The 14390-nt window shown below is 45.7% G+C and carries 14 protein-coding genes; 7 read left to right on the top strand and 7 right to left on the bottom strand.

Going from position 1 to position 14390, the window contains the following annotated elements; all coding sequences use genetic code 11:
- Positions 1 to 153 precede the first annotated feature (153 nt).
- Genes QWZ05_RS12215 through hemC form a run of 4 tightly spaced genes read right to left on the bottom strand, consistent with a single transcriptional unit; the run spans position 154 to position 4232 of the window.
- The gene (locus QWZ05_RS12215; RefSeq protein ID WP_264878230.1) at positions 154 to 1332 is read right to left on the bottom strand and encodes a heme biosynthesis protein HemY; all 1179 of its coding nucleotides are present in this window, start codon (positions 1330 to 1332) and stop codon (positions 154 to 156) included.
- Positions 1332 to 2558: a uroporphyrinogen-III C-methyltransferase gene (locus tag QWZ05_RS12210; protein ID WP_264878231.1), complete on the bottom strand. Its 1227-nt coding sequence runs from the start codon at positions 2556 to 2558 to the stop codon at positions 1332 to 1334. Before QWZ05_RS12210 ends, QWZ05_RS12215 begins: the two co-directional genes overlap by 1 nt.
- Positions 2539 to 3294: a uroporphyrinogen-III synthase gene (locus QWZ05_RS12205; RefSeq protein WP_264878232.1), complete on the bottom strand. Its 756-nt coding sequence runs from the start codon at positions 3292 to 3294 to the stop codon at positions 2539 to 2541. The genes QWZ05_RS12210 and QWZ05_RS12205 overlap by 20 nt, the downstream gene beginning before the upstream one ends.
- A 2-nt stretch (positions 3295 to 3296) precedes the next feature.
- A complete protein-coding gene (gene hemC / locus QWZ05_RS12200) occupies positions 3297 to 4232 on the bottom strand; it encodes a hydroxymethylbilane synthase (protein ID WP_264878233.1) in 936 nt (311 codons plus the stop codon).
- A 332-nt stretch (positions 4233 to 4564) separates the two neighbouring features.
- Between hemC and QWZ05_RS12195 the strand changes: the two genes are divergently transcribed.
- A complete protein-coding gene (locus tag QWZ05_RS12195) occupies positions 4565 to 7099 on the top strand; it encodes a class I adenylate cyclase (RefSeq protein ID WP_264878234.1) in 2535 nt (844 codons plus the stop codon).
- A 41-nt stretch (positions 7100 to 7140) separates the two neighbouring features.
- Here the strand turns inward: QWZ05_RS12195 and cyaY are convergent, their stop codons facing one another.
- Positions 7141 to 7455, bottom strand: coding sequence for an iron donor protein CyaY (gene cyaY / locus QWZ05_RS12190; RefSeq protein ID WP_264878235.1), 315 nt, complete (start codon positions 7453 to 7455; stop codon positions 7141 to 7143).
- A gap of 74 nt (positions 7456 to 7529) precedes the next feature.
- Between cyaY and lptM the strand changes: the two genes are divergently transcribed.
- The 6 genes from lptM (at position 7530) to yigB (ending at position 12218) form a co-directional block, all read left to right on the top strand.
- On the top strand, positions 7530 to 7652 hold the full coding sequence (lptM, locus tag QWZ05_RS22380; protein WP_264878236.1) for an LPS translocon maturation chaperone LptM: 123 nt from the start codon (positions 7530 to 7532) through the stop codon (positions 7650 to 7652).
- A gap of 100 nt (positions 7653 to 7752) precedes the next feature.
- Positions 7753 to 9006 (top strand): diaminopimelate decarboxylase, encoded by a 1254-nt coding sequence (gene lysA / locus QWZ05_RS12180; protein ID WP_264878237.1) that lies wholly within the window; start codon positions 7753 to 7755, stop codon positions 9004 to 9006.
- 10 nt (positions 9007 to 9016) lie between these two features.
- Complete coding sequence (dapF, locus tag QWZ05_RS12175) at positions 9017 to 9847, top strand: diaminopimelate epimerase (RefSeq protein WP_264878238.1); 831 nt, start codon at positions 9017 to 9019, stop codon at positions 9845 to 9847.
- Positions 9848 to 9896: 49 nt separating this feature from the next.
- Positions 9897 to 10604: a DUF484 family protein gene (locus QWZ05_RS12170; RefSeq protein ID WP_264878239.1), complete on the top strand. Its 708-nt coding sequence runs from the start codon at positions 9897 to 9899 to the stop codon at positions 10602 to 10604.
- Positions 10576 to 11508 carry a tyrosine recombinase XerC gene (gene xerC, locus QWZ05_RS12165; RefSeq protein ID WP_264878240.1) on the top strand — a complete coding sequence of 311 codons (933 nt, stop codon included), beginning with the start codon at positions 10576 to 10578 and terminating at the stop codon, positions 11506 to 11508. The genes QWZ05_RS12170 and xerC overlap by 29 nt, the downstream gene beginning before the upstream one ends.
- A complete protein-coding gene (gene yigB, locus QWZ05_RS12160; protein WP_290298625.1) occupies positions 11505 to 12218 on the top strand; it encodes a 5-amino-6-(5-phospho-D-ribitylamino)uracil phosphatase YigB in 714 nt (237 codons plus the stop codon). Before xerC ends, yigB begins: the two co-directional genes overlap by 4 nt.
- Here the strand turns inward: yigB and QWZ05_RS12155 are convergent.
- Both QWZ05_RS12155 and QWZ05_RS12150 read right to left on the bottom strand, forming a co-directional pair.
- A complete protein-coding gene (locus tag QWZ05_RS12155) occupies positions 12215 to 12802 on the bottom strand; it encodes a tRNA-uridine aminocarboxypropyltransferase (protein WP_290298623.1) in 588 nt (195 codons plus the stop codon). The genes yigB and QWZ05_RS12155 overlap by 4 nt on opposite strands.
- A complete protein-coding gene (locus QWZ05_RS12150; RefSeq protein WP_290298621.1) occupies positions 12802 to 14358 on the bottom strand; it encodes a COG3650 family protein in 1557 nt (518 codons plus the stop codon). Before QWZ05_RS12150 ends, QWZ05_RS12155 begins: the two co-directional genes overlap by 1 nt.
- Positions 14359 to 14390 lie beyond the last annotated feature (32 nt).

Here is a 14390-nt window from a genome sequence, read left to right as displayed (position 1 = left end):
GCGTATTTCAAAAAGTCCTCGTAACGATGGTTAAAGGATAAGACCAATACGAGTTAGTCATTTAAACGAGAATGTTGAACAGACACTGTTGCTGCTTAGGGATAAAAAAAGAGCAACCGTTAGGCTGCTCTTGGTTGGATAATCAATAAGATACTATGACTTAACTAAGGTAAGGGCTTTACGAGAGACATCCCGAGCTGCTTGATTCAAGTTTTGATGTTCTAGCGCATCCGCAAGATAAGCATAATCAGAAACATTAGAGCGCTTCGCAAGGGCTTGTTCTAAATGCTTTTGTGCCTCAGGCCAGTTCTGTTCTCGGATATACAACTGACCTAAAGCACTGTGGGCTGCGGCGTTGTCCGGATCCTTCTTAATAGAAGATAACAAAAACTGGTTCATAGGGTGTCGGTCTGACAAGTTCATCTCTGGAAGAAGGGCATAAAGCTCTTCGACATTAGTTTTCTTCAGCACATTTTTGACAACGCCGAACGCTTCGTAATCAGCTTTGCGTGCGATTAGTTGTTTGCTAAAAGTCGCGATGAGGCTTGGTTCATTTTTTAGTTTCTTCGGCAGGCTATCCCAATGCGCGATTAGACCCTCACTGCCTTTTTGTTGTGCGATTTCTTCCAATAAACCGCTATGAGCAAGTAGAAGGTAACGATCGCTCTCTTCTTTGTTAATCGATTTTTCACGACCTAACTTTGGCAAAATATCTATCAGTGGCTGCCATAGTTTTAGTTCAATATACACACCTTTCAATAGGTCCTGTATAAGTGAGTTATTTGGAAACTGGCCGTTGAGTGTACTAAGGCCATCAAACGCCAACTCGTAGTTCTTTGCACGTATATCTTGTTTCGCTCGTGTCAGCCCTACTGCTAATGTCGAATCGTCTTGTTCTGAGGCTTTCTCTAGATATTGCTGACGCTTATTTTCATCTCCTTGGCTAAATGCTGCTTCAGCTGCGATTAAGTAACAGAGTAATGGTTTATCGTGGTGGTTAGCCCAGCGCATGACTTTCTTTTCGGCGTGTTTGAAATCACCCTCTAGGAGTTTGATGATGCCTTCATTGGTGTAACGTCTTGAACGTCTAAGTTTACGGACACTAAACCAGTTCCAAGTGTTGTAACTCATTGACGCAGCGCGTTTGAGAATAAACTCTAAGAAGAATAAGGCCGCTAAGGTAGCAATGATGAAGATCACTAGTGTGGTCACACTCATTTCAATTGTCTTATTGGCAATTGAAATGAGCACATAGCCTTGCTGGCCAGAGTATTGGGTACCAACGAAGAGGCCTAGCCCGAGGATAACGAAGAGAAAAACTGTTCTAAACATTATTTATTCTCCTCTACGATGGATGTAACACCACGTCTTAGACGATCTCGAATCACATCTTCTAAAGGTTGTTGTGATACGAGCTTTTGTGGATATTCGACATGTACATCTTGCTGCTGCAGTTCTTTGAGTGCGGCATTGAACTGCTTAACCTGATGGTTATCCTGATCAAAAAAGGTTTCACTCCACTCAAGTGCATTTGCCATTGCGGTTTGGTAGATTTCGCCTTGCTCTAAGTAAACAGACTTAATGGCGGTTTCGAGTTTACCTTTAATGTTTTCACTCAAATAGAAGTGCTGTTGTGGTGAAAGAAGAGGTATGACATTGCCATCTCTTGTTCGGAAGGTAATAAAGCTCTCACTAAATGATTTGAACGAACTCTTAAGGTTCTCTTGCCAATCATTAATATCACTCGAAACAACGACCTCTTCTTGTGGTTGCTCTTCAGGGAGAATGGCATTTGCTAACGGTAGCCCGCTCACTTGCTGTTGCAATGCAGTAATGCGAAGGACAAGACCTTCACGGTCTACAAGAGGAATACCTTTTAGCTCTGTAATATCTTTGGCCATTTGTTGGCGCAAAGGTACCAAGCTAGGGTCATTCAGCGTTGCAATACGCTGATCAGCCGTTTCCATTAATCTGGTCGCGGTGACAGCATCTTTTTCTAAGAATAATTTACGTCCAGCAAGCTTTACGAGGTGATCTGCTTCTGCCAGTAGCCAGTCGTTGGGGCGTCGTCCTTGTACATCTGCAATTGCGAATTGAAGACTCTCAATACTTTTTTGTTGCTGCTCTACAGCAACTTCAGCTTGGTGAGTAAGTTCGGTTGCTCTCTCAATGGTTTTGGCCAGAGAGGCCTCAATAGTGCTGGCAAACTCACTTTGCTTCATTTCAATTTGAGTTTTTAGAGCCGCAATCTCTGCCTGATAGATTCGGTCTTGTTCTTGAAGTTTATAGAACCCTGCCGCTCCAATACCTAGTGCAATCAAAATAGCCAATACGGCGAGCTTATTCCCCGACTTTTTCTCTTTTGATTGCTCTTTATTTGTGGGCTTTGCTTCAGGCTTTTTGTCTGTTGTGTCTATTTTTGTCTTTGCCTCGTCGGCTTTGGTAGTGTCTTTTGAAGGGGATGTTTCTTGTTTGCTCGTGTTTTCTGAGGTCAACGCAGGTTCATTCTTTTGAGTGTTTTTATCAGATTCTGGTTGCTCATTGATCTTTTTGGTCATTGTTATTTTCCTTAATGTGAGCTTGGAGAGCACGAGTAATGACAGTATTTGATGCACCATGTGTGCAAACGACTTGTGTAAAGCCAAGCGCTTTTGCTTCTTGCGCTATTCTTTCGCTGGGGACATAGACGCAACGCTCTACAAGCCAGCTTTTGTTACCTCTGCACATAGATAATAGATGGTTTAACTGCTCACTGCTCGTGATAACTACATGTTGTATCAGATTATCTTGCCATTCTGTGATGGCTAATTTTGAATCAAATTTGATATTTTTGCGCTGATAAACCTCTCGATATTCGACATAGGCACCTCTTGCAGATAGTTGTTCTCGAATCAGATCGCGTCCACCATTACCTCGAAGGATAATGACTTTTTTCTTAAAAATGCGCGATTGGCTCAATTCTGGCAGCAATAAAAAGTGCTCACTTTCGTGGATTTCAGGTGTATAGACCGTTTTTTTAGTCACTTGTTCGAGCTGTAGTGCAGTTTTACTACCGATAGCAAAATAGAGGCACTGGCTTGGCCAATGTTTAATGCTTTTATCGGCATAGGTGACGGCATACTGACTGACTGCGATAACGATATCAGCGCATTCGAGGTCGTGTTGCAGTTGATGATTTTTATTCGACGCTAAAATAGATATGAGAGGGAAGTGGTGGGCAGCAATGCCCACCTGATTCAAATGCTGTGTAAGCTGTCTACCCGGCTCATCAGGCCGAGTGATGAGCACAGACATGATTAATCCTCTTGGTATAGGCGCGTTAAAATGTCTTTTGCACCATCATCGAGCAGTTGGTTGGCGAGTTCAACGCCCAGCTTCTCCGAATCTTGGCGAGAACCTTTGATTTCGCCTCGAACAATCTGTGAACCATCGGGCTCACCAACCAGTGCTCGAAGCCATAGGTCATCGCCATCAAGCAGTGCGTAACTGCCAATTGGCACCTGACAACCCCCTTCAAGTGTCAGGTTCATAGCGCGCTCTGCTAATACGCGGTCTTGAGTGTCTTTGTGGTTAAGAGGCTCTAGAAGCTTGATGAGTCGATCGTCATCAAGGCGACATTCAATACCCACTGCGCCTTGTCCAACGGCTGGCAATGATTGCTCTGGCTCGATGAAGCTTTGGATACGTTCTTCTAGCTCTAGACGTTTTAGACCTGCAGCAGCAAGGATGATCGCATCGTATTCACCTGCATCTAGTTTGCCCAAGCGTGTTCCAACATTGCCTCGCAACTCTTTAATGATGAGATCCGGTCGTGCTTCTTTGATTTGGCATTGACGACGTAAACTGCAAGTACCGACCACAGCGCCTTGTGGCAGATCGTCTAGGCTTTGATAGGTGTTAGAGACAAATGCATCACGTGGATCTTCACGCTCACAAATCGTTACAAGCCCAAGCCCCTCTGGAAACTCCACGGGCACATCTTTCATTGAGTGAACTGCGAGGTCAGCTCGACCTTCTAGCATTGCCACTTCAAGTTCTTTAACGAACAGTCCCTTTCCTCCCACTTTAGCTAAGGGAGTATCAAGGATAATGTCTCCTTTAGTAACCATAGTGACCAGTTCGACTTCCAGACCAGGGTGGGCGGCTTGGAGTGCATCTTTAACGTAGTGTGCTTGCCAGAGAGCAAGCGGGCTTTTGCGGGTTGCAATTCGAATTGGTGTATTGGTATTCATGTGTGTTCTCACTAGCTTAGATGGCACTAATCGTATCATTAAACACGCAAAATTAACTTGTCTGATTGTCACTGAAGTAGATGAAATGTTATTAGCTGGTTGGATGAATCTAATAACGTGACTTGAATCACGAGTATTTGTTTAAAAATGTTTGGCAACGTTCCAGATAAATGACAGCATTAGCAACGTTTTGTGCTTAGCCAAAGACCAGCTTTCTTGGCTTCATTCTTTACCCGAGCGGATAAAAGTGTTAAATTGATCACGTTTTGATGGTTCTTTTGTTCAAAAGACCGACAAAGTGAGAATTTGACTTACTAACCAAGGATCCTCCCTTGCAGGCATATACAACCAAGCTGATTGACAGACTGGACCTTCTAAACCAGCAACGTGTTGAGCGTGCGCTGGCCCTAATGAATGTACCATGCCAGCAAGTATTCCATCTGATCCCAACCCTATTACACTTCAACCACCCAATTCTGCCTGGTTATTACTCTGAACTGACCCCATATGGCGTATTTGGCTTGGAGTTGAATGACAATCAACAGAAGTTCGTTGCAAATACAGAAATGACAGTTGGGCACCCACTGCATCAAGCTGTACAGCCGGCGATCAACGCTCTTTATACCATGGGCAGTACCTCTTCCATTGGTCAAAGCACGTCAAGTGACTTGGATATATGGGTTTGTGTCTCTTCTGATATGTCGTCAATGGAGCGTGAGGCTCTTACAAACAAGTGTTTGTTGATTACAGAGTGGGCGAAAGGTCAGGGTGTAGAAGCCAACTTCTTTTTGATGGATGAGCAGCGTTTTCGTCATAACCATTCAGAAGAGATGACTGGAGACAACTGCGGCTCTTCACAGCATATGCTGTTGCTAGACGAGTTTTATCGCTCAGCAGTGCGACTTGCAGGTAAAAGACTATTGTGGCAATTGATCCCACCAGAGATGGAAGAGTGCTACGACCAATACGTGAGTCAGTTATGCCAGCAAAAGTACATAGACTGCAATGAGTGGATCGACTTTGGTCAGCTCAATGGCATTCCTGCTGAGGAGTACTTTGGCGCTAACTTATGGCAACTGTATAAGAGTATTGATTCTCCATACAAATCGGTTCTTAAAGCGATATTGCTTGAGGCGTATTCTTGGGAGTACCCGAATACGCAGCTTCTTAGTCTTGATAGCAAGCGTCGTTTTTTTGCTCAAGAGCCGGATCTGTATGGAATGGATTCTTACTATCTCATGCTTGAGAAGGTCACGCGTTACCTTGAGCGTATAGGAGATGGTGAGCGCCTTGAATTAGTTCGTCGGTGTTTTTATCTTAAAACCCACGAAAAGTTATCTCGCGAACCTGGTGCAGGTTCTGTTTCGGTACCTTGGCGCCGCGAAGCTCTTGCGGATATGGTGGCACAGTGGGATTGGGATCAAGACAAGATTGAAGAGCTTGACGATCGTCGCAACTGGAAAGTTGAACAGGTTAAAGTTGTCCACCATTCATTGCTTGATGCACTGATGCAAAGCTACCGCAATCTGATCCAGTTTGCGCGTCGCAATAACATTACTTCTGCGATTAGCCCGCAAGATATTAGTATTCTTGCCCGTAAGCTTTATGCGGCATTTGAGGTGCTTCCAGGCAAAGTTACACTACTCAACCCACAAATATCACCAGATTTGCATGAATCGGATTTAACCTTTATCGAGGTAAAACCGGGTCAAACTAACCCTGAAGGTTGGTATCTTTACAAGCAGCCTTTGATAGCCCACAAACTGCTTGGGCAACCTAAGTTAGAGCACAACCAATATTTGAGTAAGCTTGTCGCGTGGTCATTTTTTAATGGCTTGATTACTGAATCGACCCGTCTCAACGCGGTTGTACGCGAGGCTGACATCGATATTGATAAGTTTTATCAGATGGTGGGCGATCTCAGAAATACCTTTTCTCTTAACGCCAATCGTCCTTCGATGGATGCGCTAGCGAGTCCTTGTGAGATAAACCAACTCGCGATGTTCATCAATTTCGAGCAAGACCCAACCGCGTCGTTAGGGAACCGTACCTTCCGTAACGATTTTAAAAACATGAACGTGTTTAGCTTTGGTCAGCAGCATGAGTGTTTAGTCGGTAGCGTCGACTTAGTGTATCGAAACTCTTGGCATGAGGTGCGTACTTTGCACTTCAAGGGCAATATGGCGATGCTCGATGCGCTTAAAACGATGCTCGGTAAGATGCACCATGATGCGATTCGCCCTAAATCGGTGGATGTTTTTTGTTATAGCAAGCACCTGCGTGGCGTGATCCGCAACTCGGTGTATCAGTTGTTGGCTGAGTGTATTGATATGCGCTTAAAGCCAATCGAGCAAGAGAAAAAGCGCAGTTTCAAAGGCTTGAGAATTTCTGACCAAATGTACGGCCTATTCTTTGAGCGCCGCGGTGTTTCGGTCAAGAAACTCGAAAACTCAGTCGACTTTTATCGCAGTATCTCAACCAATAAGCTGAAAGGCTCACCACTGCTCAAGCTAGACAAAGAGCAAGACTACCAATTGCCTAGTGTGATCGATAGCTTTGCGAGTGAGGGTTTAGTGCAATTCTTCTTTGAAGATACAGCACCACACGGCTTTAATATCTATGTGCTTGATGAAGCTAACCAAGTAGAAGTGTATCAGAAGCTTGTGGGTGAAAAAGATGAGCTGATTGCTAGTGTGAACAGCTTCTACACCTCAGTGAAAGATGAGCGTTCGATCTCCTCAAAGCTGATCAATTTCAACTTACCGCAATACTATGATGTGATTCACCCAGATAACGGTGACAGCTACATCGTGCCATACCGTAATGATTCAGGTTATAAGCGCCCACAGAAAGTCGCGAGCGCTTAAATTGTTTAGCGGTGATCAATGATGACTCACCGTTAAACTGTCTATGGCCATTCAATCTCTTCATCAGCGTGCTTTTCGCACTCTTCTTTAACCATAGCAATCAGCTCTTTATCTGTTTTTGAACAGATCCATTGCTCGCCTTTCAACTTGAAGTGAAAACCACCAGATTTTGATGCCAGCCAGATTTCATGCATCGGCTCTTGGCGGTTAATAATGATTTGGCTGCGATCTTCAAACTCTAATGTCATGACATTGCCAGAGGTCTCGTAATCGATATCTGCGCCTGATTCGTCGATCATTTCCTCAATAGTTTCCATTTGAGAGTCGACGAGTTGATGAAATTCAGTATCGTTCATCGGTTCATCCTATTGCTTTTCTTGATTGTGGTGCGATTATAGGGGGCATCGAATAAATAATCACGACAAGCGCTATGAAAAAATCGGTAGTAGTCATGTTTATCGTATCGACTCTTGCCTTAGCAGGGTGTGGTCAATCGGGTGCGCTCTATTTACCACAAGACGATACATCAAGCGAACAAACACAACAGCAATAACTCATCGCAGTGTCGATGGGTCTTTTTCTTATGATTTACATCATCATACTCATGGATTAAATCGAAATAGAAAACACTCGGTCAGATTAAGGGAAACAACTTGGATTACTTCAACTATCAGGAAGATGGCCAGCTTTGGGCTGAAGACGTCACTTTGACTTCTCTCGCAGAGCAGTACGGAACGCCTCTTTATGTATACTCTCGCGCAACACTAGAGCGTCATTGGAACGCTTTCGATAAATCAGTGGGGGAGCACCCTCATCTTGTCTGCTATGCAGTAAAAGCGAACTCAAACTTAGGTGTTTTGAACACGCTTGCTCGCTTAGGCTCTGGTTTTGATATCGTCTCTGGTGGTGAACTAGAACGTGTCGTGGCTGCTGGTGGCGACCCTAAAAAAGTGGTGTTCTCTGGGGTAGGCAAAACAGAGCAAGAGATGCAGCGAGCACTAGAGCTTGGTATCAAGTGTTTCAACGTTGAGTCAGAGCCAGAGCTTGAACGCCTAAACCGAGTTGCGAGTGAAATGGGCGTAAAAGCACCGATTTCATTGCGTATCAACCCAGATGTTGATGCTAATACGCACCCTTATATTTCGACAGGTTTGCGTGAAAACAAGTTTGGTATCGCCTTTGACCGTGCGCCTGAAGTGTATAAGTTTGCACAAGGTCTTACGAACCTAGAGATCCATGGAATTGATTGCCATATCGGTTCGCAGTTGACTGACATTGACCCGTTTATCGATGCAACAGACAGACTACTGTCTCTGATTGATGAACTGAAAGAGCAAGGCATTAACATTAAACACCTCGATGTTGGTGGAGGTTTGGGTGTTGTGTATCGCGATGAGCTCCCTCCACAGCCTTCTGACTACGCTCGCGCCTTGATGGAGCGCTTGGTGAATCATCAAGATCTTGAGCTTATCTTTGAGCCAGGTCGCGCTATTGCAGCCAATGCAGGTGTGTTGTTGACCAAGGTAGAGTTTCTTAAACACACCGAGCACAAGAACTTCGCCATTATCGATGCGGCAATGAATGACTTGATGCGCCCAGCGCTATACCAAGCATGGCAAGACATTGTGCCGGTTTCTCCTCGTCAAGGTGAAGCGGTTAACTATGACTTGGTGGGGCCGATCTGTGAAACGGGTGACTTCCTAGGAAAAGATCGCGCGCTCGTTTTGGAACAGGGTGATTTGCTTGCAGTGCGTTCTGCAGGTGCTTATGGCTTTGCAATGGCATCCAACTACAACTCTCGAACTCGCGCAGCTGAGGTCATGGTTGACGGTGCTCAATCACATCTAGTGCGTCGAAGAGAAGAGTTATCGAGCCTTTGGGCACTAGAGCATATTTTACCGGAGTAACGAACGTCTCATGCACTTCCATTTTTCTAAAATGCATGGTTTGGGTAACGACTTTATGGTCGTCGATTGCATAACCCAAAATATCTTTTTTTCACCTGATCTGATCCGCCGCTTGGCGGATCGTCACACTGGTGTAGGTTTCGACCAGCTGTTAGTGGTTGAGGCACCCTATGACCCAGAAACGGATTTTCACTACCGTATTTTTAATGCCGATGGCAGTGAAGTAGAGCAGTGTGGCAACGGTGCACGCTGCTTCGCTCGATTCGTTAGAATGAAGGGGCTTACTAATAAGTTCAGCATCAGTGTTAGCACCAAGAAAGGCAAGATGGTCCTTAATATTGAAGAGGATGATCAAGTCACGGTGAACATGGGAGTGCCAGAGTTCGAGCCGAGCAAAATTCCTTTTAAGGCTAAGCAGCAAGAAAAAACCTACATTTTGCGCACCGAAGATAAAACACTGTTCTGTGGTGCAGTCAGTATGGGTAATCCTCATGTTGTGACGGTTGTCGATGACGTTAACACGGCAGATGTTGATACCTTAGGCCCGCTTCTTGAGTCTCATGAGCGTTTTCCTGAGCGAGTAAATGCAGGCTTTATGCAGGTTTTAAATCGCAATGAAGTCAACCTACGCGTCTATGAACGTGGCGCTGGCGAAACACAAGCCTGCGGCAGTGGCGCTTGTGGTGCTGTTGCGGTTGGGATTGTGCAAGGCCTACTCGATGAGCAGGTTAAAGTGACCCTACCGGGGGGAGAGCTTAATATTCAGTGGCAAGGACCAGGCAGGCCGCTGTATATGACAGGCCCGGCGACACATGTCTTTGATGGGCAGCTGTCTTGTTAGCAAGAGTGCGCTACAATAGCCGCAGTTGTTAATATCTCAGGGATTGATTTTGTCTCAAGTGGAAGCCAATGCGCTAACAGCAGAGGTGGTGACGGAATATTTACGTGACCACCCTGATTTCTTTTTATCTCGTCCAGAGCTTGTCGAGCGTCTCGCACTCCCGCATCAAGACCAAGGTGCAGTGTCTCTCGTTCACGTTCAATTACAGCGTCAACGCCAGCGAATTGAAGAACTGGAAGAAGAGATCACGGCATTGATGTCTCTCGCAAGACAAAATGACCAGACCTTTCACGACTTTATGGGCTTGCAAGAGCAAGTTCTAAAAAGCCTTTCAGTTACTGATGCTATATCATCGGTTGAGCAGCTCGCCAAAGACCTAAGCCTTGTTGCTTACGTAAAGCTTGTGGAGAGTGAAGACACTCAATACCAGATCTCAACGGATGTATTTAAGCGTTTTGTGACTAACCACCTCAATGGTAAGCCCGCTTACCTCGGTCGTTTACGTCAGGCCGATCGCCAAGCACTTTTCTCTGAGCAAGAGAATGCCCCAGAGCTCGGGTCTTATGTGGTGTTGCCGCTTGGCTTCAAGCAGCCTTACGGCCTCATTGCATTCTCTAGTGAAGACGGTGGGCACTTTCAACCGCAAATGGATACGCTGTTTTTACGTCACCTCGCATTGGTGTTAACCCATGTGATCAATACCCAACCTTGGCAAACGGTGGTGAGTGATGAGCGAGTCTGCAGCACCTCTGCCTAGAGGGTTAGAGAAGTCTTTATTGCGCTTCTATGAGTATCTGCGCAGTGAGAAAGGCTTGAGCCTTCATACGCAAAGAAACTATAAACAGCAGCTAGAAACCATGGCTCAGCACCTTGCCCAAATGGGCTTAAAGGACTGGAAGCAAGTGGATGCTGCGTGGGTTAGGCAGTTAGCAAGTAAAGGGATGCGTGAGGGGATGAAGGCAAGTAGTCTCTCAACTCGCTTATCTTCGCTACGTAGCTTCTTCGATTTTCTTGTCCTGCGTGGGGAGCTTTCGGCAAACCCTGCTAAAGGTGTATCTGCACCAAGAAAACAACGCCCATTGCCAAAAAACCTCGATGTAGACGAAGTTGGACAGCTACTCGAAGTTGATGAAGACGATCCGTTATCTATTCGAGATCGTGCGATCATGGAACTCATGTATGGTGCGGGCTTGCGTTTGGCGGAGCTTGTTAGTATTGATGTGCGCGATGTTCACCTTCGTAGTGGTGAGATTCGTGTTATCGGTAAAGGCGATAAAGAGCGTAAAGTACCTTTTTCTGGCCACGCAAAAGAGTGGGTTGAGCGCTGGCTGAAGGTGCGACCAAGCTTACTCAAAGGTGATGACCCAGCCTTGTTTATCTCTAAACTCGGTCAGCGTATTTCACATCGAAACATCCAAAAACGGATGGCAGAGTGGGGACAGAAACAGGGAGTGGCGAGCCATATCAGCCCGCATAAATTGCGCCACTCTTTTGCAACGCACGTATTAGAATCGAGTAATAACTTACGAGCAGTGCAAGAGCTTTTAGGGCATGAGAATATCTCGACCACTCAGATCTATACTCACCTAGACTTCCAACATCTTGCGCAAGCGTATGATCAGGCTCACCCACGTGCGAAGAAGAAAGGCAGCGAATCATGATTTTCTATCGACCATTTTCTGGTATTGAGGCAATGACTTTTGACCTTGATGATACCTTGTATGATAACCGTCCTATTATTCGTCGCGTTGAGCAGCAAATGGCGCTTTGGCTGTATGAACAACACCCTATATCAAAGACAAAGCCTCTAAGCTGGTGGCATCAAATAAAGGTGCTTGTGGCTACCAATGAGCCCGAGTTAAAGCATGACGTGACGCGTTGGCGTTATCGACAGATTGAAGTGGGTTTATCGGCTTTGGGTTACGATGATCCAAAAGCTCAATTAGCAGCGACTCAAGCGATAGAAGAAGTGCTGCGTCTACGCAGTGACTTTACAGTACCTCAAGAGACACATCGTGTGATGACTAAGTTGGCCCAGCGTATGCCGCTGGTTGCGATTACCAATGGCAATGTTGATGTAGATAGAATTGGCCTTGGGCAGTATTTCCAAGGCGTCTATAAGGCTGGCCCAGATGGTCTTAGTAAGCCCGACTCCGATCTCTTCAATCAGGCACTTTCATTTCTTAATCTACCGGCAGATAAGGTTCTGCATGTAGGAGACCATTTGCGCTCTGATGTAAGAGGCGCGTATTTAGCTGGTATGAAAAGCTGTTGGATTAATGACCAGGACAGTAGTTTGATGAAAGCCAAGCATGCGTCGGCATTACCGGATGTCGAAATTGCTCACTTGGCCTCTTTGTTAGATCTCTAGCCACAATAAGCATGGCCGCTCTTGTCGGCTTTGAAGACTTTCGTGTAATGCTCAAGAAAAGGCGTAATCTGCTGAGCATCATGATTATCACCACATAGAGCCAATAGCTCGGCAACCACCTCTAAAGTACATAAATTCCCTTGTGCTTGATTGCGCCGCAGTTGATAACTTGATGGTCGCTCAGTGTTTAAGCAAACCTTGGATAGCGCTTGTAGCCACGGGCTTTTGTTGAGCATTTTCCTCGCTTCCTGCCAAGTCGCATCCAGCACGATAAAGAGAGGAGGCTTCGCCATCACAGCAATTTTCTCACCGCTTAGTTGTTGGCTCTCTTCTGCGGGAAAGAGCAATAAAGGGGTGTAGTCACCACTTTCTATTTGAGATATCAGTGCAGAGGGCGGTAGCTTTCTTTGCCAGATATGAGTTTGACAGTGAGAAAGCATTTTTACTGCCCAGCGACCAGTGTTGGTATCACGCGTGAGTTCATTCTCATGCGTGAGTAAAGCAATGTGTGCTTGGCTCTCTAGAGAGGGGATCAGTTCGCATACGCATTGGTGAGATAAGCCGCAGATTTTACAAGTGGTCATCACATCACCACGCCTTTCTGAGTTGGATAGGTCTCATCGGCAAACAGTACTACGCCACTGATATCTCGTGGGTTGATTATAGGGGCGACACTTGGGTTAATCGGGTAGCTGACCTCGCCATAAGAGAGCTTATGTTGCCCAGCTTCCATACCGCCACCGTAGACATCAAACACAAGATCTTGCCAGCCATTTGATAGAGTGTTCGCTAAACGAATAGGAGTATTGACCAAGGTGATTCGACTATTAAAACGCCACTCTTGCTGATGGTCTTCAAAAATGAGCAGGGTACATCCCCCAGTTCCACACCAGTCGAGCAAGACCAATAATTCCGGTGCACCATCACCATTTAAATCATGTTCTAACCAGCGATATTTGGTGTTTGCAGGATCGGTTTTGTGCATCGTGAAATACTTATGCAGTGTCGCATCGACCTTACTATCAAATTGTGCAGAGCCATCAACCGTTTGCGCGGCTGGCATTTGGGATGATTGGGTTAATGGCGTAGCATCTGTAGAGGTAGGTTTCACTTTAAACAGCGTTAGCCCACCATCTGCGATAGGGTAAACAATGTCGCTAACCTTTTCTTGTTTCGCTGTTAGTTGGCCGCCATTGCGCGTAAAGATACGTTCAGAGACGAGGTATTGCTGCTGGTGGCGTGTCATGGTGACCTGAACTTGGTCTGGGTTTAACTGTTGCCAAAAGCCGCGCTCAATAGTGGAAGGTTGTCCATCAAGATATTCGTAGGTCGTGATGGCACTATGGTCAGCATTGAGCTCAAGATGAACGTTAAACAGCGGGTTATCTGCAGACTCGGCGTGATAATAGCCTATCCAAGACTCAGAGTGGTCTTGGTTAGCAAGTGTCGCGCAGCCATTGAATTTGCCTTGAACACTGTCCAAGCTTGCTTGCCATCCGTAGAGCGAGTCACTCATGCCATCATTGCATATTTCTTGTTTCATCTCCAAGCGGCCGTCATCACTCAAGCGATAAGTACGTTGTTGCTGTTTTATCTGCTCTGAAATCGTTGATCCCATAACCTGATAACTGGCTTTTTCTTCCCCCATTATCTTAAACATCAGCCCCTGTTGCTCGAAGCTCGCCGACCAGAATGGCTCAGTACCGAAAGCAGTTGTTGGCTTTTGTGGAGAATCGCAGCGATTAGGGTTTTCTGCTGTAAGCAGGTTAACGGACTCTACTTGGAATACTGCACTGTAGTCCGAATCAAAGCCGTGGTGACTAGAGGGTGTCAGATAGCCGATCATTTCACCATACATTGGTTGGTAAGGGCTGCGGGTAAGGAAGATGGCTTGCTCTACCAAATCTGATGGCATATTCAGCCAATATTGTTGCTGGCTACCACAAGGGCTTATTGTTCTGACTTCATGACCTACAACCACTTCTCCACGAAGGATAAAAGGCTGAGTTTGGATAGACTCAGGATTGTCTAAGCTCGCGACAATAGAAGGGGCTTCGCTGGTCTCTTCTGTTACGGTATTTGAGCAGGCTTGAAGTAAAGCGAGTAAGGCTATTGTGACTGGGCTTCTGTACGCCTTCATGATATATCTTCCTGATGTTCAAAGAGATGGAT

The organism is Vibrio agarivorans (assembly GCF_030409635.1).
Lineage (GTDB): Bacteria > Pseudomonadota > Gammaproteobacteria > Enterobacterales > Vibrionaceae > Vibrio > Vibrio agarivorans.
This window is presented reverse-complemented; position numbering and strand designations above follow the sequence as displayed.